This is a genomic window from Ningiella algicola, from assembly GCF_028401415.2.
Taxonomy (GTDB): Bacteria; Pseudomonadota; Gammaproteobacteria; order Enterobacterales; family Alteromonadaceae; genus Glaciecola.
This window is the reverse complement of record NZ_CP171821.2, coordinates 682,384-703,566: the sequence shown is the minus strand read 5'-3', so window position 1 is coordinate 703,566 and position 21,183 is coordinate 682,384. Positions and strand designations below refer to the sequence as shown.

The following is a 21,183-nucleotide window of genomic DNA, read 5'->3' as shown; positions in this document are numbered from 1 at the left end:
TCGATACTCTATTTCAACCATCTATTTGAGGCAAGGCATGCAGAAACTGTCTGAGCTGTATCGCGGAAAGGCGAAAACAGTTTTTTTAAGCGACGATCCTGATTTACTGATCCTAGAATTTAGAAATGATACTTCCGCCTTTGACGGTGAAAAGATAGAACAGCTTGATCGAAAAGGTGAAGTGAATAATAAATTTAATCACTACATCATGCAAAAACTCGAATCCGCAGGCATAAAAACGCAGGTTCAAGCGCTTTTGTCAGACACAGAAAGTGCAGTGAAGAAGCTGGACATGATCCCCGTAGAGTGTGTTGTTCGCAATTTCGCAGCGGGCTCGTTGTGCAAAAGGCTAGGGGTTGAAGAAGGCATTGAGCTTGTGCCACCGACCTTTGAGTTTTTCCTTAAAAACGATGCCCTTCATGACCCTATGATCAACGAATCACACATTGTTGGCTTCAAATGGGCAACGCAAGCTCAAATTGACCAAATGAGGGCCTTAACACTTCAGGTTAATGCTATCTTGGCGCCATTGTTTGCTGAAGGTGGCATGCTCTTAGTTGATTTCAAACTTGAGTTTGGGGTAGATAAAAACGGGGATATTATCCTTGGAGATGAGTTCTCTCCCGACGGATGCCGACTGTGGGATAGTGAGACCAGACGTAAGCTTGATAAAGACCGTTTTCGACAAGGCCTGGGCTCAGTTGTGGAATCTTACATCGAGATTGCATCGCGGATTGGTTTAGATATTTAAGAACGCTTAGGTTGGTTAGGAAAGTTCTGCCTTCGCGGGAACGACTTTGAAGTCAATGGTGCTGGTGTAAGTTACAACGAGCTTTTATTTCTAGTAAGTGTCTAAGGACACATCTGTAATCGGCACGCAACAACATACCAACACTTCATCATCTTCAATACACGCAAGCGGCTCAACTTTATATTCGACCTGACCTGATATCAAGCGAGTTCTGCACGCTCCACAAAATCCCTCTCTGCAATGATAATGCACGTCTATGTTCTGACGTTCCATTGCAATGAGGAGGTTGTCTTCATGTTCAAATGAAAAGCGTGTGCAATTATTAACGCACACGCTTGGTTTGTCGGTTTTAACGATCATTTTTAGAGAATTTACCTTAGCAAAGCGCTATAGCTCGAACTCTTCAAAATCGCCAGAGGCTACTTCACTGTCAATTTGCCCTACGAGATAGGAACTGATTTCAGTTTCTTGTGGTGCAACCTGCACATTATCTGACGTTAAATAGTTGTTCATCCATGGTAAAGGGTTGCTACTGACTTCAAAAGGTTGTCCCATGCCTATTGCAGCCATGCGTTGGTTGGCAATATATTCCACATATTGACTGAGTATTTCTTCGTTCAAGCCAAGCATAGAGCCATCTTTGAACAAATACTTCGCCCATTGCTTTTCCTGCTCCACAGCCAATAAAAATATATCTTTGGCTTCTTGTTCGCACTCCTTTGCAATCTCCGCCATTTCAGGATCGTCTTTACCTTTCATCCATAGGTTTAAGATGTGCTGAGTTGATGTAAGGTGGATATTCTCATCTCGCGCAATTAAGCGAATAATCTTAGAGTTTCCTTCCATTAACTCTCGCTCTGCAAATGCAAAGGTGCAAGCAAATGACACGTAGAATCTAATCGCTTCAAGTGCGTTGACCGAATTCATGCACAAGAACAGCTTTTTCTTCAAACTGCGCATGTTCACTTCGTGTGTTTCACCATCGATGGTAAACACGCCTTCGCCACGCGTTTGATATAGCTGAGTGTAGAAAATCAAATCATCGTAGTATTTCGAAATATCGGTTGCTCGTCGCTTAATTTCCTCATTTACAACAATATCGTCGAAAATGCCGCTGGGATCAGAAAACAAGTTACGCAAAATATGCGTGTATGAGCGAGAATGAATAGTTTCAAAAAACGACCATGTCTCTACCCAGGTTTCTAGCTCTGGCAAGGAAATAATCGGCAGAAACGCAATGTTAGGGCTGCGTCCCTGTACCGAATCAAGCAGTGTTTGATATTTCAAATTTGATGTGAAGATATGCTGCTCTGCGTTAGTTAACTTTTGAAAGTCAACTCTGTCTTTACTCACGTCAACTTCTTCTGGACGCCAGAAGAATGATATTTGTTTTTCAATCAACTTTTCAAAAATAGGGTGTTTTTGTTGATCGTAACGCGCTACATTTACCGGGTCGCCGAAAAACATCGGCTCTTTCATTGTGTCCGTCGTTTTTTGATTAAAGGTTGTATATCTCATTATTACATCCGTATCCGATTAAATTTTACATGCACCGCCGGCACAATCATCATCTTCTTCTATAATGGCAGTTTGTGCTTGAGGCTGTTGAACGCTCGCCGCTATTTCAGCATCGGACTTATCCGAGGCCCCATCGCGCGTGTTGTGGTAGTAAAGAGTTTTTACACCTAATTTGTAAGTCGTTAGCAAGTCTTTCAACAGTAGCTTCATTGGCACTTTGTTGCCTTCGTACTTACTCGGATCGTAGCTGGTGTTTGCCGAAATAGTCTGGTCAACAAATTTCTGCATAATGGCAACCAGCTGCAAATAACCATCGTTAGATGGTAAGTCCCATAGTAATTCGTAGTCGTTTTTAAGCGCTTTATAATCAGGCACGACTTGCTTTAACACGCCGTCTTTACTGGTTTTAATACTGATATGTCCGCGCGGTGGTTCAATGCCGTTAGTGGCATTTGAGATTTGTGAAGAAGTCTCTGACGGCATCAATGCAGATAGTGTCGAGTTGCGCAAACCGTATTTCACGACGTCTTCGCGAAGCGCATCCCAATCATAACGAAGTGGCTCATTGCACACCTTATCCAAGTCTTTTTTGTAAGAGTCAATTGGCATAATGCCTTTTGAATAAGTGGTTTCATTAAATTTAGGGCAGGCGCCTTTTTCTTTTGCCAAATTGTTTGAAGCACGCATGAGATGGTACTGCATAGCTTCAAAGGTACGATGGATTAAACCGTTGGCACTGTGATCAGAATACTTAACGCCGTTTTTCGCTAGATAGTACGCGAAGTTAATTACGCCTATTCCCAGCGTTCGTCGCCCCATTGTTGCAGTCAATGCAGCGGGGACGGGGTAGTCTTGATAGTCTAATAGGCTATCAAGCGCTCGTACGGACAAGTCAGCAAGTTCTGCAAAATCATCTAAGCTTTCAATTGCACCTAAATTAAACGCAGATAATGTGCACAGAGCGATTTCACCCTCTGCATCATCCACATTACGAAGTGGCTTAGTCGGTAATGCAATTTCTAAACATAAGTTGCTTTGGCGCACTGGCGCAACTGAAGGGTCAAAGGGACTATGCGTATTGCAATGATCCACATTCTGCAAGTAAATACGGCCAGTGCTCGCACGTTCTTGCATAAATTGACTAAACAAATCTATGGCTTTTACGCGCTTTTTGCGAATGCTGTCATCATTTTCGTACTTCACATAAAGTTCTTCGAACTTATTCTGGTCAGCAAAAAACGCGTCATATAGACCGGGTACATCTGAGGGGCTGAATAATGTGATGTAGTCGTCTTTGATCATTCGGGTGTACATTAATTTGTTGCACTGCACACCGTAATCTAAGTGGCGGACACGATTCTCTTCAACGCCGCGATTGTTTTTAAGTACGAGTAGAGATTCTACTTCCAGGTGCCACATTGGATAAAACAGTGTGGCAGCGCCGCCGCGTACACCACCTTGTGAGCAACTTTTTACAGCAGTTTGGAAATATTTGTAAAAAGGCACACAACCAGTATGGAAGGCTTCGCCACCACGGATTGGACTACCTAGCGCTCTAATTCGACCTGCATTAATGCCAATGCCAGCACGCTGGCTCACGTATTTCACAATTGCGCTTGCAGTTGCATTGATAGAATCTAGACTGTCGCCCGTTTCAATTAATACGCAAGAGCTAAATTGACGTGTGGGCGTGCGAACGCCGGCCATGATTGGCGTTGGGAGCGATAACTTAAATGTTGAAGCTGCGTCATAGAAACGTTTAATGTAATCCATGCGGGTGTCGCTTGGATATTTAGCAAACAGGCATGCGGCCACAAGCACATACAAAAATTGAGCGCTTTCATAAATTTCGCCTGTTACGCGATTTTGAACAAGATATTTGCCTTCAAGTTGCTTAACCGCTGCGTAACTGAAATTCATGTCGCGCGCGTGGTCAATGAACGCATCCATTTCTTCGAATTCTTTTTGCGTATAATCTTCGAGCAAATGTTCGTCATATTTACCTTGCCCAACGAGGGACTTTACATGTGCAAAAAGGGCAGGGGGCTCATATTGACCATAGGCTTTTTTGCGCAAATGGAATATTGCCAAGCGCGCTGCCATATACTGATAATCAGGCACGTCAGTTGAAATAAGGTCAGCGGCTGACTTTATGAGCGTTTCGTGAATTTCTGAGGTTTTGATGCCATTGTAGAACTGAATCTGTGCCTTTATCTCCACTTGGGATACTGACACTTCGTCTAGGCCATTAGCTGCCCATGTGACAACTTTGTGGATTTTGTCTAAATCGATGGGCTCTTGAGCACCATCTCGCTTCGTTACCAAAAGATCGTTATTCATTGTTGTTATGCTCTTAGTGTTGTTTTTATCAACGCACAGTTTCATGACAATCTACTGCTGTAACCAAGCATAATAAGAACGGCCTTTTGACTAAACGACGTAACTCACGTTTATGTAAGGACTTTATTCTTATTCTTGTTTTCAGCCAGCACCACCTCAGCAAGATAGCAGCTAGTGTTTTTTGTCAGAACTTTACGTTAGCGCGCGAATCAATAGACTACGGGTTCTTATTGATGAACACAAGATAATGCGCCTAAATGAGTAATGCAACCACTATATCTTGTGTTTTGGCTGTCAAGTTATCGTAACAAAAAAGTGATCAATTTTGGTTAGTGATAACTAACCGATGAAGTGAATTGTTGCCTGAGTTATAGACGATTCAAGTCATATCCAGAAAAAAGCAATGAAACAAATCAATCTAACAATGCGTTTTTTAGTTCTAAAAATGACTTAACCCTGACACACCAAAAAATAGTTAACGTCAACATTGTCGTCACTTAAATAGTATTCATTTTTGAGAGGATTAAAGTGCATACCTATCATTTTTTTAGGTGTGAGCGAGGTCTGCTCCACCATGGAGACTAGTTCAAAAGGTTTAATGAATTTCTTATGCTCATGTGTGCCTCTTGGTACCATATTAAATAAGTACTCCGCACCAACGATGGCCATAAAATACGATTTGGTATTTCTATTAAGAGTAGAGAAGATGGCTGTACCACCGGGTTTAAGCATTTGCGCACAACTTTTCACAATGGATGCTGGGTCAGGGACATGCTCTAGCATCTCCAGGCAACACACCACATCGTAGTGCTCATTGTGATGTTCAGCCCATTGCTCTGCGGTACTTAAATGATAGTCAACAGCTACACCGCTGTCTAAGCGATGCAGATTCGCCACATCAAGCGAAACTTGCACCATATCTATGCCAGTGACTATCGCGCCGCACTGAGCTAATGCTTCAGATAAAATGCCTCCACCGCAGCCAACATCGAGCACCGTTTTGCCGAACAGACCGCTACATTGGGTCTGGATGTATTCGGTGCGAAGCGGATTAATGTCATGCAGTGACTTAAATTTCCCATCTTTGTCCCACCATTCATCCGCTAATTGAGCGAACTTGCTGAGTTCTTGTGCGTCAACGTTTGTCATTTTGCCTTTTTGCTTGCAGAAATATTTATCGATGCATATTGTATATGTGCGCGCGCTTTTTCAAGCTATTTCTCGAATCCATCCCTTATCATTTATACACCATTTACTTTGTCTGCTGGCTAGCGAATAAAATGAAGCGAATTTTGCAACATAATCCTTCACGCAGCGCTACATTTTCACAATACATAATGCTACTATCGTGAGTTGGAACGATAATGATAATAAAACAAAGTGAATCATTTCTGCTTTAAGTAAACGCTGCGCTTATTCGTTTATGTTTTCAGCTTTCAGACCTGCGCTCATTTAGAGAATGAGTAAAGTCAGAGTGATGACTCACAACTATAAAGGATCATTCAGTTTATGACTGACAACGCCAAAGATATTTCCCCCATTAATATCGAAGAAGAACTCAAAAACTCCTACTTAGATTATGCAATGAGCGTTATTGTCGGGCGCGCATTACCCGATGTTCGCGATGGTTTAAAGCCAGTGCATCGCCGAGTTTTATTCGCGATGAATGAGTTAAAAAACGATTTTAATAAGCCTTATAAAAAGTCCGCACGCGTCGTAGGCGATGTGATTGGTAAGTATCACCCGCATGGCGATTCTGCTGTGTACGATACCATTGTTAGGATGGCGCAACCTTTTTCCCTGCGCTACATGTTGGTAGATGGTCAAGGTAATTTTGGTTCTGTGGACGGAGACTCTGCTGCCGCAATGCGTTATACCGAAGTTCGAATGGCCAAAATCGCCCACGAGCTACTTGCGGACCTAGAAAAAGAAACCGTTAACTTCGTGCCTAATTATGACGGCACGGAATTTATTCCCGAAGTATTGCCCACTCGCGTGCCCAACTTACTGGTTAATGGTTCGTCTGGTATCGCTGTTGGTATGGCGACAAATATTCCGCCTCATAACTTAAGCGAAGTAGTGAGTGCGTGTTTAGCATTAATAGAAAATCCAAACATTGAATTTGAAGAGTTACTTGAGCATATTCCTGGCCCAGACTTCCCAACGGCAGCCATTATTAGCGGCCGACAAGGCATTATAAACGCCTATAAAACAGGTCGCGGTAAAATCTATTTGCGAGCTAAAGCGACAATAGAGCAAGAAGAAAACGGTAAAGAAACTATTATCGTTCACGAAATTCCGTATCAGGTAAACAAAGCCAGATTAATTGAAAAAATTGCCGAGCTGGTAAAAGAAAAACGCGTTGAAGGTATTTCAGCTTTACGTGATGAATCTGATAAAGACGGAATGCGCATTGTAATTGAGGTTAAGCGCAATGAATCTGGCGAGGTACTGCTAAATCACCTCTATGCCAACACCCAGCTTCAAACTGTGTTCGGAATCAATATGGTTGCACTTGACCGCAATCAGCCAAAAGTCTTCAACCTTAAAGAAGTACTTGAACTGTTTATATTGCACAGACGTGAAGTAGTGACACGTCGTACAGTATTTGAGCTTAGAAAAGCGCGTGACAGAGCACATATTCTAGAGGGCTTAGCCATTGCATTGGTCAATATCGACCCAATCATTGAGCTTATCAAGGCATCGCAAAGTCCGTCTGATGCGAAAAAATCGCTCGTTGCGCAAGCTTGGGAATTAGGCGATGTGTCAGACATGCTTTCACGAGCAGGAAACGATGCGGCACGCCCCGATTGGCTTGCACCAGAATATGGTATTCGCGATGGGCGCTACTATTTAACCGAAGAGCAAGCTCAGGCTATTTTGGATCTGCGTTTAAACAAGCTGACAGGTTTGGAACACGATAAGATTCTAGAAGAATACAAAGGCTTGTTAGACATCATTGCCGAACTTCTTCGTATATTGGGCAGTTCTGAGCGCTTGATGGAAGTCATCGCAGAAGAATTAGAGGCGATTCGCGAAGAGTATGGCGATGAGCGTCGCACAGAAATTACAGCCGCTTCACACGATATTGATATTGAAGATTTGATTGAGCGCGAAGAAGTTGTTGTCACTTTATCGCGAGAAGGCTATGTCAAGTATCAGAAACTATCTGATTATGAGTCTCAGCGTCGTGGCGGCAAGGGTAAATCAGCCACTAAGATGAAAAATGAAGACTTCATTGAAAAGCTTCTTGTAGCAAATACGCATGATCACATTCTCTGCTTTTCTACACGAGGCCGTTTGTACTGGTTAAAAGTTTACAACCTGCCGCTTGCCAGCAGAAATGCGCGTGGTCGTCCAATTGTAAATATATTACCGCTAGAAGATGGCGAGCGAATCACCGCAATATTGCCCATTCAAGAGTTTGAGGCGGGCAAATTTGTATTCATGGCGACAAGAAAAGGCACGGTTAAAAAGACCGAACTCACGCAATACTCGCGCCCAAGAGCCAATGGGATCATCGCTGTTAACTTAACCGATGGAGACGAACTCATCGGTGTCGATTTGACCAATGGAGAGAGTGAAATCATGCTCTTCTCTGATGCGGGTAAAGTGGTTCGTTTTAGCGAAAGCCAAGTCCGACCTATGGGCAGAACAGCTACTGGCGTTCGTGGTATACGCATTGCTGAGAACGAGAAAGTTGTATCATTAATTGTGCCGAATGATGAGGGCGACATCTTAACTGCGACCGAAAATGGGTATGGTAAACGTACTCCTATTGGCGAGTACCCAGCGAAAAGCAGAGCAACGAAAGGTGTGGTTTCAATTAAAGTGTCCGAGCGAAACGGTGCGGTTGTGGGCGCCGTTCAGGTAGATGAAACCAATGAAATTATGTTGATTTCTGACCAAGGTACGCTAGTCAGAACCCGAGCTGCGGAAGTGTCGACGGTGGGCCGAAATACACAAGGCGTCACACTTATTCGTACTGTAGAGGGTGAACATGTTGTTGGGCTTCAGCGCATCGATGAAGTTGAGGAAGTTATTGAGCTTGACGAAAATGGCGACCCAGTTGTTACTGCCGAAGATGCAAGTGACGAGTCGGGCACTGAACAAGGTGAAACATCGGCGTTAAGTGATTCTGATGATACCACTGACGATGTTCAATCGCCAAGTTCATCCGATGACGATAGTGAAAAGTCGTAGAGCACGTTGAACTTAGGTAATAGTAGCGACCCTTGCGGTCGCTTCTTTATGTAAAAACCGTCGTTTTGTCAGCTTGCATAAGCTTGCACATAAACACACAAACACCACGAGTCTCGGAAATCTTAGTGTAATGAACAAAGTATTTAATTTCAGCGCTGGGCCTGCAATGCTTCCACCGTCGGTTATGGCAAAAGCACAAAAAGAGCTTATTAACTGGCAAGGGCTGGGCACCTCAGTGATGGAAGTCAGCCATCGAGGGAAGCCTTTTATTGCGGTTGCTGAAAAGGCTGAATCTGATTTAAGAAAGTTAATGGATATCCCAAGCAATTACAAAGTGCTGTTTTTGCAAGGCGGAGGCCGTGGGCAGTTTTTCTCTGTGCCAATGAATCTTGCACAGCGTGGTAAGGTCTCTCAGCATCTAGTGAGCGGGCAATGGTCGCAAATCGCCGTTGCTGAGGCTGAAAAATATATGCAAGCAGATGTTGTTGCTAAAACGCAGGAACGTGAAGGCAAGCTATGGGTGCCAACTCAAGACCATTGGGAAATTGATGATAATGCTGCATACTTCCACTACTGCCCGAACGAAACCGTTGACGGCATTGAAATAGACTGGGTGCCGAAATCAAAAGGCGTGCCCATTGTGGCTGATATGTCGTCCAATATTTTGAGCAAAACAATCAAGGTAAGCGATTACGGCATTATTTACGCGAGTGCACAGAAAAACATCGGTCCATCTGGGCTCGCAGTGGTCATTGTTCGAGATGATTTAATAGGCCTGGCCAGAAAAGATACACCTTCGGTATTCGATTACCAGCAACAGTCAAATAATGACAGCATGTACAACACGCCACCTACTTTCTCATGGTACCTGGCAGGCTTAGTGTTTGAGTGGCTCTTGGAGAATGGAGGGGTGAACGCCATCGAAGTGCTCAATCGTAAAAAAGCCGAGCTTTTATACGCTTGCATCGATGCCTCTGACTTTTATCAAAACAAAGTCGCTGATGAAAATCGTTCTAAAATGAATGCGACCTTTCATCTGGCAGATGCCGCATTGGACGCTAAGTTTCTCGAGCAAGCTGAGCATGCAGGCTTAGTTGCACTTAAGGGGCATCGTTTTGTGGGTGGAATGCGCGCGAGCATTTACAATGCAATGCCGCTTGAAGGGGTGCAGGCATTAGTCAGCTTTATGCAAGATTTTGAGCAAAAACACGGTTGATTAGTTAAAGTAATGACAGGCCTAAGACTTGATTAACCGCTAGGAATATTAACAGGTAAACACATAAATGGAACACAATACTCAATCCGCAGTAGAGCAGTTGGCACTAAGACCTATAGCAAAAGTAGATGGAACGATTCGATTGCCCGGTTCGAAAAGCTTATCCAACAGAGCTTTGCTTTTAGCTGCGCTGGCTAAAGGGGAGACGCTTCTGGACAACTTGCTTGACAGTGATGACATTCGACATATGTTAAATGCACTGACGCAATTAGGTGTGGACTATGAGCTAAATGACGATAAAACCCAGTGTACAGTGCGTGGGATTGGCGGTAAGTTTGTGGTGGACAAGTTTGTCAGTTTGTTTTTAGGCAACGCTGGCACGGCAATGCGTCCTTTATGCGCAGCACTTGCCTTTTCTGAGGTGGATATTGAGCTTACGGGTGAGCCAAGAATGGAGGAGCGCCCAATAGGAGACTTAGCTGACGCGTTGATCGAAGCTGGTGCAAATATTCAATATCTTAAAAACGCTGGCTATCCGCCAATGGCAATTAAAACCTCTAATATTTCAAAAAACGAATTTAGCGTAGACGGGTCTGTGTCGAGCCAATTTCTTACTGCTTTGCTAATGGCAGCGCCCCTGCTAGAGCGTGAAGTTTGTATTAATATTTCTGGCGTATTGGTGTCGAAACCATACATTGATATTACTCTCGACAGTATGGCGAAATTTGGCATCCATGTTGAGAATCGAAACTATCAACGCTTTGTTATATCTGCTGGGCAGCACTATGTATCTCCTGGCAAATTTTGGGTGGAAGGCGATGCCTCGTCAGCTTCTTATTTCCTCGCCGCTGCGGCCATCAAAGGCGGCAGTATTCGAGTAGAAGGGGTTGGCAGTAAATCGGTGCAGGGTGATGTGAGATTTGCAGATGTTTTGGAGAGTATGGGCGCGACTATTAAATGGGAAGACAATGCGATTATTGCCTCAAGAGGTGAGCTCAAAGCCATTGATCAAGATTTAAATCACATTCCGGATGCTGCGATGACGATTGCCACCACGGCGCTTTTTGCAAGCGGCACAACGACAATACGCAATATCTACAATTGGCGTGTTAAAGAAACAGACCGATTGCATGCTATGGCGACCGAACTGCGTAAGGTTGGAGCCATCGTTGAAGAAGGGAAGGATTTTATTTCGGTCACACCTCCCGAAAACATCCAACATGCGCAAATTGACACGTATAACGATCACCGAATGGCAATGTGCTTCTCTCTAATCGCACTCGACGATAATTGTGGTGTCACCATTAACGACCCAAAGTGCACTTCCAAGACTTTTCCTAGCTTTTTTGACGCACTTAAACAAGTGAGTATTAGCTAGCGCTCCCGGCAAATCTTTGTTCAACAATTCCCTGAATAAGCTCTGCAAATGATTGCACTTGACTTTGATGGGCGTATAATTGCGCCCGATTTTAGTAACGAGCATCTTCTATGTCTCAAAGCAGTTTGTCGCCAGCGGTATCTTCACGCATTCCAATTATTACCATAGACGGTCCCAGCGGCGCAGGCAAAGGTACGCTCAGTGCGATGCTTGCAGAGGCCTATCAAATGAACTTCCTCGATAGCGGTGCAATTTATCGCGTACTTTCTGTAGCAGCAACGCATCATCAAATTGCCTTTGATGATGAAGAGGGTTTAGTGCCACTTGCGTCGGGTCTGGACGTTTCATTTGAAACCTTTGATACGCAGTCGCGAATCATTCTTGAGGGCGAAGATGTAACTGACGATATCCGAACGGAAGAAGTCGGCGCAGGCGCATCGAAAGTGGCTGTAATCCCAAGGGTGAGGGAAGCACTGCTGCGTCGTCAGCGAGGCTTTGCGCAAACTCCAGGTTTAGTGGCAGATGGTCGAGATATGGGAACAGTGGTTTTCCAAGATGCGGATGCAAAAATATTCCTGACGGCCTCTGCCGAAGCCCGCGCACAGCGTAGATATGAGCAGTTGAAAGATAAAGGCCATGATGTTAAACTCTCGCGCCTTTTATTGGATATACAAGCAAGAGACGAGCGCGATCAAAATCGCAGCGCGGCTCCGCTTCGTCCAGCTAAGGATGCTTTGATTATAGATTCGAGCGAGCTTTCAATTGTTCAAGTCTTTGAAAAAGCAAAAGAATATATAGATACCAAGTTGTTTTAAAAGTATTTAGATACCCATAACCAAGCGACCAATTTTAGGATGAAAGCGGTCTTATTAATAACCCCGTAATTCTGGATTGAATTGACGGACTAACATTGAACTTAAATATGACTGAAAATTTTGCAGATCTTTTTGAAGAGAGCCTCCAACAATTAGAAACGCGCCCTGGCGCAATTGTTAAAGGTACCGTAGTTTCTATCGACAAGGACATTGTACTTGTTGACGCTGGCCTTAAGTCAGAAAGTGCTATTCCAGCTGATCAATTCAAAGCAGCTGACGGAAGTCTAGAAATCGAAATTGGTGACACAGTAGATGTGGCACTAGACGCAGTTGAAGATGGTTTCGGTGAAACAATCCTTTCTCGTGAAAAAGCCAAACGCCATGAAGCGTGGGTTGAGCTTGAAAAAGCATACGAAGAAAAAGAAACAATCAAAGGCGTTATCAATGGTAAAGTCAAAGGTGGCTTTACGGTTGAAGTAAATACAGTTAGAGCATTCCTACCGGGTTCATTGGTTGACGTGCGTCCAGTGCGTGAAACCACTCACCTTGAAGGCAAAGAGCTAGAGTTTAAAGTTATCAAGCTTGATGCAAAACGCAACAATGTTGTTGTTTCTCGTCGTGCAGTGATTGAAGCCGAGAGCAGCGCAGAGCGTGATCAACTGCTTGCTAACCTTGAAGAAGGCGATGAAGTTAAAGGTATCGTGAAAAACCTTACCGATTATGGTGCGTTTGTTGATTTAGGCGGTGTAGACGGTCTACTTCACATTACGGATATGGCTTGGAAGCGCGTTAAACATCCAAGTGAAATCGTCAACGTAGGTGATGAAATCAACGTTAAAGTGCTCAAGTTTGACAAAGAAAAGTCACGCGTTTCATTGGGTATGAAGCAGATGGGCAACGATCCATGGCAAGAAATCGCTGAGCGTTATCCAGAGAATTCGCGTCTAAGCGGTGCAGTTACCAATTTAACTGACTACGGCTGCTTTGTTGAAATTGAAGACGGCGTTGAAGGTCTTGTCCACGTTTCTGAAATGGATTGGACAAACAAAAATATTCATCCATCTAAGGTTGTTAACTTAGGTGACGTAGTGAACGTGATGGTGCTTGAAATTGACGAAGAGCGACGTCGTATCTCATTAGGTCTGAAGCAGTGCATTGACAATCCTTGGGAAACCTTCGCTAAGTCGCACGAAAAAGGCGACAAAGTGTCTGGTAAGATCAAGTCTATCACTGACTTTGGTATCTTTATTGGCCTTGATGGCGGTATCGACGGTCTAGTTCACTTATCTGACATCTCGTGGCAGAAAGCGGGCGAAGAAGCGGTTCGTGACTATAAGAAAGGCGACGAAATTAGTGCCGTTGTATTGCAAGTCGATCCAGAGCGTGAGCGTATCTCTCTAGGCGTTAAGCAGAACGAAGAAGACCCATTCAATAGTTATCTGACAGATAATAAAAAAGGTGCTATTGTTAATGGAACTGTGACCGAGGTCGATGCTAAAGGTGTAACTGTTAATCTTGCTGAAGAAGTTGACGGTTATATTCGAATTGGTGACCTTGCGCGTGATAGAGTAGAAGATGCAAATGACGTCGTTAAAGTGGGTGATTCCATTGAAGCGAAGTTCATGGGCGTTGACCGCAAAAATCGCATCGTTAACCTATCTGTGAAAGCTAAAGATCAAGCGGATGAAAAAGAAGCCCTTGATAAAGTTAACAGTGATGGTGATGACGCTGGTTTTGCGAACGCAATGGCAGAAGCATTTAAAGCCGCAAAAGGCGAGTAATCGCAATATCAGGAGCGGCTACTCTGCCGCTCCTTTTTTTGACTTCCATCATTAAAAGGTTACCTCCCAGTAAGTTGACTAAGGAGCTACACCATGACCAAATCAGAATTAATTGAACGTTTAGGCGATAAAGTCGAGCACCTTCAGGGTAAAGAACTTGAATCTGCTGTTAAAGAATTGCTAGAACAAATGGCGCAAACGCTTCAGCGTGGCGATCGAATTGAAATACGTGGATTCGGGAGTTTTTCTCTGCATTATCGTGCACCGCGTGTTGGACGTAATCCAAAAACAGGTGAGACGGTTGAGCTAAGCGGTAAGCATGTCCCCCATTTCAAAGCAGGAAAAGAGTTAAGAGATAGAGTCGATTTATAGCGACTTGCGATTATTTTCTGTTAAAATTTTCCAATAAGGACTTTCTTGCTAGCAGTATCCTGTTAGCATTGTCCCAGTCTAATAATCCACTCATAATAGTTTTGTAGGGAGTAAGAAAGCTTAATGAAAGCAATTTTAGTTATTATTATTGTCGTATTGCTAGTCTTGCTTGCTATTGTGGTTGGCTCTCGAAATGCAGATATTATCACTGTTAATTATTTAATTGCTCAAACCGACATGCGTGTATCAACATTTATGGTGTGGTCTATTATCGCTGGTTTCATCATTGGCGTATGCACTATATTTACCAAATATTTAGCACTTCGTGTGAAAGTCGGCATGCTTAATCGCAAACTCAATAAACTTGCCAAAGCTGAGCATTAAATGCTGGAGTTTTTATTTCTACTATTGCCGGTAGCTGTTGCTTACGGTTGGGTAATGGGGCGCAATTCACTTCGACGCGCCCAGCGCAAACAATCCTCTATTCTCTCTAATCACTACTATAAGGGTTTGAATTTTCTGTTGTCAGATCAAGCTGATAAAGCAGTTGATACCTTTATGAAAATGATCAGTGTGAATAATGACACTATCGAAACCCATATCGCGATGGGAAATTTTTTCCGTCACAGAGGTGAACTTGACCGCGCGATAAGAGTGCATCAAAACTTAATCAGTCGCGATGAAATTTCAAAGCGCCAAGAGGCGCTGGCGCTCGTTGAATTGGGCAGTGACTATTTGTTAGCAGGCTTTCTTGAGCGAGCAGAGGGTGTATTTATTCAATTGCTGGAGGACGAAAAACACTTTGGTGTTGCCCAATCTAAGCTGTTTAGCATTTACCAAGTCACCAAGGAGTGGCACAAAGCCGTTGAACTGGCTAGCCGCAGCTTAAAAATTACGCCTAACGATGAATTTATGTATTTACTGCTTGCGCATTTTTATTGTGAGCAAGCATTGGAACAAATACAGGAAAAGGACTTGGACGGCGCAGAACTTACCCTGAAAAAAGCCATTATGGTGGAAGGTAAAGAAGTTCGCGCATGGCTTGAACTTGGCAAACTCGCTATCGAAAAAGAAGAATACACCCAAGCAATGGATTACTTAGCAGAAATTCCAAAACGCGATCTGGATTGGCTTAGTGAGGCTATCCCGCTTTTAGAACTCTGCGCTGCAAAAACCGATGGTTGGGATAAATTAGAGCAATTGCTTGAACCTTACTGGCAAAAATGTGCATCGTCCTATATTGCAAAGGTAAAAATTCTTGCTCGTAAAGGCGAAACTGAAAATGCTATCGAAACCCTTAACAAGCAGCTAGTGCAGCATCCAACCATGCGAGGCTTCGAATCGCTTCTAGATCTCTATCAAAAAGCGCTTCCAGACAAACGCACTCAACAAAGCCTGGAGCAAATGCAGGGTTTAATTGGGAAGCAGATTACGCAAAGGCCGAAGTATCGGTGTCATAGCTGTGGATTTTCCGGTCGTCAGCTTTACTGGTTATGTCCATCATGTAAAAAGTGGTCAGTGATCAAGCCTATTAAAGGCTTAGACGGCGAGTAGCGCGCTTTTTTTAACATGAGCGTCTAGGAAAAATAACTAAAAGGTAGTAAATGTGAGTCATCCCTCCACCCAATCTCCTGTTATTGTCGCGTTAGACTTTGATGATGTAAGTCAGGCTAAACTGTTAGTGTCACAATTATCCCCAGAGCAATGCCGACTTAAAGTGGGTAAAGAAATGTTCACCTTATTTGGGCCTGATTGGGTAAGATACTTAGTTGGGGAGGGCTTTGAAGTCTTTCTAGATTTAAAATTTCACGATATACCTAACACGGTTGCAAAAGCCGTGAGTGCTGCATGTAAGCTTGGTGTATGGATGCTTAACGTACATGCAAGTGGCGGGGCAGCTATGATGCGCGCTGCAAAAGACGCTGCACTTAGCGCTCAGAATACACCACTGGTAACCGCAGTGACGGTGCTGACCAGTATGGATGAAACACAATTTGTGCCTGTGTATGCTTCTAGTGATATAGCGTCGAAGGTGCAAAGCTTGGCACTTCTCGCACAGTCATCTGGTGTAGATGGTGTCGTGTGCTCTGCAAAAGAAGCCTCGATGCTTCGCGATACGGTAAACTCCACGTTTAAGCTAGTTACTCCCGGCATACGACCAGAGGGGGCAAGCTTAGATGATCAAAAACGAGTTATGACACCCAAAGCTGCCATTATGGCAGGTGTTGATTATTTGGTTATTGGTCGCCCTATAACGCAGGCTGGCTCACCTAGCGAAGTACTGCATCAAATCAACCAGTCCTTGATGAATCTTTAGTAAGCCGAATACCTTCCGTTTGACAGGTTAACTCACTGCATACAACAGGCACATAGTCCAATGGCCTATGTGCCTGTTGTATGCAGTGAGTCAAAATGTCCGTTAAGTTTGAGCTATCGCTTAGCTATTTATGGCTTCTCGTGCGTCGCAGTATTCTAAATTCAATTCGCTACCAAGCGCATCCACAACGGCTTTATAGGTAATGAGTCCTTTGTGTACGTTTAAACCATTGAGAAGATGCGGATCCTCAAGCATGGCCTGCTTTGCACCTTTGTTTGCCAGCGCAAGTCCAAAAGGAAGCGTGGCATTGTTCAAGGCCATGGTAGAGGTGCGGGCTACACCACCGGGCATGTTGGCTACACAGTAATGGACTACATCATCAACGACATAGACAGGTTCTTGATGCGTAGTCGCTTTTGAAGTTTCAAAACAGCCACCTTGATCAATCGCGACATCAACCAACACTGAACCGGGTTTCATGGCTTTGATATGAGCTCTATTAAGGAGTTTGGGCGCTGCTGCACCTGGGATGAGTACTGCACCCACGACTAGGTCAGCACGGGATGAATAATGTTCGATAGCTTCGGCTGTGGAGTAAACTGTATGGACTCGGCCTAAGAATATATCGTCTAGATCACGTAAGCGTGGAAGTGAGCGGTCTAAAATAGTCACATCTGCGCCAAGTCCTACGGCCATTTTAGCCGCTTGCGTACCTACAACGCCCCCGCCAATAATAAGGACTTTTCCGGGTGATACACCAGGTACACCGCCAAGCAGGGTGCCACTTCCACCATGCGCTTTTTCAAGAAAGTGCGCGCCAGCCTGAATCGACATACGCCCAGCCACTTCCGACATAGGCGCGAGCAAGGGTAGTGTACCTTTGTTGTCGGTAACCGTTTCATAAGCGATACATGTGGCTTTAGACGCCACTAATAGCTCAGTTTGGCGCGGATCTGGTGCCAGGTGTAAATAAGTATAAAGAATTTGATTTTCACGGAGCATTTTACATTCATTGGGCTGAGGCTCTTTAACCTTAACGATCATCTCCGCGCGCTCAAAGATAGACTCTGCTGAGTTCAGAATTTCAGCGCCTGCGTTTTCGTACAAACTATCTGGAAATCCTATCGACGCACCAGCATTTGTTTCTACTACAACCGAGTGTCCATGTGCAACAAACTCTTGTACAGCCGCAGGCGTTAAGCCGACGCGGTATTCATGATTCTTAATTTCCTTTGGTACGCCAACAATCATTAGGGATTCCTTCACAATAAAATTTCACGCATTTTAACGAACTTTAAGCAAATAATAATTTTGAAGTTTAATAAAATGCCATATATTATTCTGTAAATAATTCATTTATGCGTATATAAAATGCTTGTAAAAACGCCTAAGCATATTGACAGGATAGACCGAAAAATATTGAGCGAATTACAAAGTAACGCTCGCATTTCGAACATCGAGCTATCTAAACTTGTTGGATTAAGCCCAAGCCCATGCTTAGAGCGGGTGAAACGCCTAGAAGCTCAGCATTACATCAATAATTATCATGCACGTCTCAATCCAGAGAAATTGGGCGCTGCGATGCTCGTGTTTGTTGAAATCACGCTTAGCAAGACTTCGGTGGATATATTTGCTGAATTCTCAGCCGCGGTGCAAGAGCATGATGACATTCAAGAGTGTCATTTAGTGTCGGGTAATTTCGATTTTCTATTAAAAACACGGGTAGCCGATATGTCGAGCTATCGAAAGCTATTAGGCGACACGCTATTAAGACTGCCGGGTGTCAGCGAATCCAGAAGTTATGTGGTGATGGAAGAGGTCAAGCATACTTCACGCATTAAAATTAACTTATAGTGGAGTTTACTAGATTAAACTGCTTAAAGAATACGGTGGCTATTGTGAGAAATATCGATATAAACATGTTATTCTTTCATCCTAGATTGACTTGTTTTGGCTGACTTTATGGGAGTGAAAATAAGTGAGAAAATGCGTCCATGCACGTCGCTAATGTTGCTTTTCTTAACGCGCTTTAGTGCCTGCTTTGGTATCGCTCCAATAATAACGATAATGATAAGAATATAAATACATGGCGCGACTGTCAGGCATACAAAGAATAATGGAAGTGGGCATGATTGCCTCATGTGGCTTTGCATTCTTCTTGTTAGTTTCCTTAGCTTCTTTCCATCCGGCGGATCCTGGCTGGTCTCAGGCTGGATTGAACACCCAAGTTCAAAACATGATGGGAGCCGTGGGCGCCTATTGCGCTGACATCCTGCTATTTACCTTCGGTTTTACTGCATATTTAATTCCCTTTGCCATTGCGTTTATTGGCTGGTTTGTTTTCCTTCATACTCGAAGCCTTAAAGAGCTAGATTATCTAACCATTAGCTTACGTTTGATTGGTGTGGTGCTATTGATTTTCGGTTTCACTGGGATTGCCAGTATTAATTTTGATGATTTTTATAGCGTGTCGGCTGGCGGGGCAATGGGCGATATCATCAGTGCTGCGTTAATTCCGCACTTCTCGTTTGTTGGCTCAGTACTGCTTCTTTTGTGCTTTTTCTGTACCGGTTTTACGCTGGCGACAGGCGTGTCATGGATGAATATCATCGATGGTATTGGCAATATTACCATTCGCTCCAGCAAACGTATAATTGCGTTGCCATCTGCTGTAGGTCAGCTTTCCCTGCCCAGTCCTTCATTTGGTAACCGCAATGACGAAAGTGATGATGAAGATGATGAAAGACCTCGCACCAAAACCAGCAAGGTAACAATCACGAGTATGCGCGCAGAACCGCCACCTAGTGAAACTAAAGAGCCCGTATTTACAATTCCAGATGAAGTCTTCGATGACGACTTGCCACCTTTTAGTGCAACAGATACTGATGACGCGCCACCAAACACCCAGAAAACGGCAGCTCCAACTAGTACAAAAGGTAAAAAGCAGCCGCTAAGTCCCAGTAAGCAAAGTGCAAGTGCTGTTGAGCAAAGCATTGGGCCAATGCCTTCGTTTGACTTACTAGAGCGGGCCAATAAACGTGAAAATCCAATTTCTCAAGAGGAGCTCGATCAGGTTTCGAGATTATTGGAAGCAAAATTAGCAGACTTTAACATTCAAGCAGAAGTAGTAGATGTTTTACCTGGTCCAGTGATTACAAGATTTGAGCTTGACCTTGCGCCTGGTGTGAAAGTTAGCCGTATTACCGGCCTCGCCAAAGACTTAGCGCGCGCTATGTCCGCTATCTCTGTTCGGGTCGTAGAAGTCATACCGGGAAAATCGGTTATTGGGCTTGAGTTACCTAACAAACATCGTGAAATGGTGCGCTTGAGTGAAGTTATTGCTTGTGATGCCTTTCAAAGCGATGATTCACCACTGACCATGGTTCTTGGAGCCGATATTTCGGGGAATCCAGTTGTCGTAGACTTGGCGAAGATGCCGCATTTGCTGGTGGCTGGTACAACCGGTTCGGGTAAGTCAGTAGGCGTAAACGTGATGATTTTGAGCCTGCTTTACAAATCAACGCCTGAAGATGTGCGCTTGATTATGATTGACCCTAAAATGCTGGAGCTTTCGGTATATGAAGGCATTCCCCATTTGCTTGCCGAAGTGGTTACCGACATGAAGGAAGCTTCTAACGCACTAAGGTGGTGTGTAGGCGAGATGGAGCGCCGCTATCGATTGATGTCTGCATTGGGCGTAAGAAATTTAAAAGGCTATAACAAAAAAATTGCACAAGCTAAAGCCAACGGTGAAGATATTCTCGACCCGCTTTGGCAGCCGAGTCAGAGTATGGAAGAGTCTGCGCCTGCGCTTGAAAAACTCCCGTCTATTGTCGTGATTGTCGATGAATTCGCCGATATGATGATGATTGTGGGTAAAAAGGTAGAAGAGTTAATTGCCCGTATTGCACAAAAGGCAAGAGCTGCCGGTATCCACCTTATTTTGGCCACTCAGCGACCATCTGTAGACGTTATTACTGGCTTGATAAAAGCCAATATTCCGACTCGGATTGCGTTTCAAGTGTCGAGTAAAATTGACTCTCGTACTATTTTAGATCAGCAAGGTGCAGAGTCGCTATTAGGCATGGGCGATATGCTATATAACCCTCCGGGTACCAGCATTACCACACGTGTTCACGGTGCATTTGTGGATGATCACGAGGTACACGCTGTGGTGGCCGACTGGAAAGCACGTGGTGAACCCGATTATATCGATGAAATTCTTAATGGTGAGATGGGTGCAGAAGTGTTGTTGCCGGGTGAGCAAGGTGAATCATCAAGCGGTGAAGAATACGATGCCTTCCACGATGAAGCGATCGCTTTCGTAACTGAAACGCGCAAGGTATCGGTTTCCAGTATCCAACGCAAGTTCCGGATTGGTTACAACCGTGCAGCGCGCATTGTTGAACAAATGGAGTTAGACGGCGTCATAAGTTCTGCAGGTCACAACGGAAATCGAGAAGTGCTGGCAGCGCCTCCACCTAAGGATTGA

17 protein-coding genes are annotated in these 21,183 nt (G+C 44.1%); 12 read left to right on the top strand and 5 right to left on the bottom strand.

Annotation, left to right across the window (positions count from 1 at the left end; genetic code table 11):
* The first annotated feature begins 37 nt into the window (after window positions 1-37).
* The gene (gene purC / locus PN836_RS03125) at window positions 38-751 is read left to right on the top strand and encodes a phosphoribosylaminoimidazolesuccinocarboxamide synthase (RefSeq protein WP_395343362.1); all 714 of its coding nucleotides are present in this window, start codon (window positions 38-40) and stop codon (window positions 749-751) included.
* A gap of 90 nt (window positions 752-841) precedes the next feature.
* Here the strand turns inward: purC and yfaE are convergent, their stop codons facing one another.
* The 4 genes from yfaE to ubiG form a co-directional block, all read right to left on the bottom strand.
* Window positions 842-1,111 (bottom strand): class I ribonucleotide reductase maintenance protein YfaE, encoded by a 270-nt coding sequence (gene yfaE, locus PN836_RS03120; RefSeq protein ID WP_395343360.1) that lies wholly within the window; start codon window positions 1,109-1,111, stop codon window positions 842-844.
* Between the two features lie 27 nt (window positions 1,112-1,138).
* On the bottom strand, window positions 1,139-2,269 hold the full coding sequence (nrdB, locus tag PN836_RS03115; RefSeq protein ID WP_395343357.1) for a class Ia ribonucleoside-diphosphate reductase subunit beta: 1,131 nt from the start codon (window positions 2,267-2,269) through the stop codon (window positions 1,139-1,141).
* Between the two features lie 18 nt (window positions 2,270-2,287).
* Window positions 2,288-4,609: a class 1a ribonucleoside-diphosphate reductase subunit alpha gene (gene nrdA / locus PN836_RS03110; protein ID WP_395343355.1), complete on the bottom strand. Its 2,322-nt coding sequence runs from the start codon at window positions 4,607-4,609 to the stop codon at window positions 2,288-2,290.
* Between the two features lie 450 nt (window positions 4,610-5,059).
* Entirely contained in the window at window positions 5,060-5,758 is a 699-nt protein-coding gene (ubiG, locus tag PN836_RS03105; RefSeq protein WP_395343353.1) for a bifunctional 2-polyprenyl-6-hydroxyphenol methylase/3-demethylubiquinol 3-O-methyltransferase UbiG, read from the bottom strand.
* A gap of 360 nt (window positions 5,759-6,118) precedes the next feature.
* Here ubiG and gyrA point away from each other — a divergent pair, with 360 nt between their 5' ends.
* The 9 genes from gyrA (at window position 6,119) to pyrF (ending at window position 16,691) form a co-directional block, all read left to right on the top strand.
* Window positions 6,119-8,812: a DNA topoisomerase (ATP-hydrolyzing) subunit A gene (gene gyrA / locus PN836_RS03100; RefSeq protein WP_395343350.1), complete on the top strand. Its 2,694-nt coding sequence runs from the start codon at window positions 6,119-6,121 to the stop codon at window positions 8,810-8,812.
* A 130-nt stretch (window positions 8,813-8,942) separates the two neighbouring features.
* Window positions 8,943-10,028 (top strand): 3-phosphoserine/phosphohydroxythreonine transaminase, encoded by a 1,086-nt coding sequence (gene serC / locus PN836_RS03095; RefSeq protein WP_395343347.1) that lies wholly within the window; start codon window positions 8,943-8,945, stop codon window positions 10,026-10,028.
* A gap of 67 nt (window positions 10,029-10,095) precedes the next feature.
* Complete coding sequence (gene aroA / locus PN836_RS03090; protein WP_395343345.1) at window positions 10,096-11,406, top strand: 3-phosphoshikimate 1-carboxyvinyltransferase; 1,311 nt, start codon at window positions 10,096-10,098, stop codon at window positions 11,404-11,406.
* A gap of 110 nt (window positions 11,407-11,516) precedes the next feature.
* Window positions 11,517-12,221: a (d)CMP kinase gene (gene cmk, locus PN836_RS03085; RefSeq protein WP_395343343.1), complete on the top strand. Its 705-nt coding sequence runs from the start codon at window positions 11,517-11,519 to the stop codon at window positions 12,219-12,221.
* A 107-nt stretch (window positions 12,222-12,328) separates the two neighbouring features.
* Entirely contained in the window at window positions 12,329-14,002 is a 1,674-nt protein-coding gene (gene rpsA / locus PN836_RS03080) for a 30S ribosomal protein S1 (RefSeq protein WP_395343340.1), read from the top strand.
* Between the two features lie 93 nt (window positions 14,003-14,095).
* On the top strand, window positions 14,096-14,374 hold the full coding sequence (gene ihfB, locus PN836_RS03075) for an integration host factor subunit beta (protein ID WP_395343338.1): 279 nt from the start codon (window positions 14,096-14,098) through the stop codon (window positions 14,372-14,374).
* Between the two features lie 123 nt (window positions 14,375-14,497).
* A complete protein-coding gene (locus PN836_RS03070) occupies window positions 14,498-14,758 on the top strand; it encodes a lipopolysaccharide assembly protein LapA domain-containing protein (RefSeq protein WP_395343335.1) in 261 nt (86 codons plus the stop codon).
* Window positions 14,759-15,928 (top strand): lipopolysaccharide assembly protein LapB, encoded by a 1,170-nt coding sequence (lapB, locus tag PN836_RS03065; protein WP_395343334.1) that lies wholly within the window; start codon window positions 14,759-14,761, stop codon window positions 15,926-15,928.
* A gap of 52 nt (window positions 15,929-15,980) precedes the next feature.
* The gene (pyrF, locus tag PN836_RS03060) at window positions 15,981-16,691 is read left to right on the top strand and encodes an orotidine-5'-phosphate decarboxylase (protein WP_395343331.1); all 711 of its coding nucleotides are present in this window, start codon (window positions 15,981-15,983) and stop codon (window positions 16,689-16,691) included.
* A 120-nt stretch (window positions 16,692-16,811) separates the two neighbouring features.
* On the opposite strand, the gene ald is transcribed toward pyrF, so the two are convergent.
* Window positions 16,812-17,942 carry an alanine dehydrogenase gene (gene ald, locus PN836_RS03055; protein WP_395343328.1) on the bottom strand — a complete coding sequence of 377 codons (1,131 nt, stop codon included), beginning with the start codon at window positions 17,940-17,942 and terminating at the stop codon, window positions 16,812-16,814.
* 120 nt (window positions 17,943-18,062) lie between these two features.
* Between ald and lrp the strand changes: the two genes are divergently transcribed.
* Window positions 18,063-18,545, top strand: coding sequence for a leucine-responsive transcriptional regulator Lrp (gene lrp, locus PN836_RS03050; RefSeq protein WP_395343326.1), 483 nt, complete (start codon window positions 18,063-18,065; stop codon window positions 18,543-18,545).
* Window positions 18,546-18,777: 232 nt separating this feature from the next.
* Entirely contained in the window at window positions 18,778-21,183 is a 2,406-nt protein-coding gene (locus PN836_RS03045; protein ID WP_395343323.1) for a DNA translocase FtsK, read from the top strand.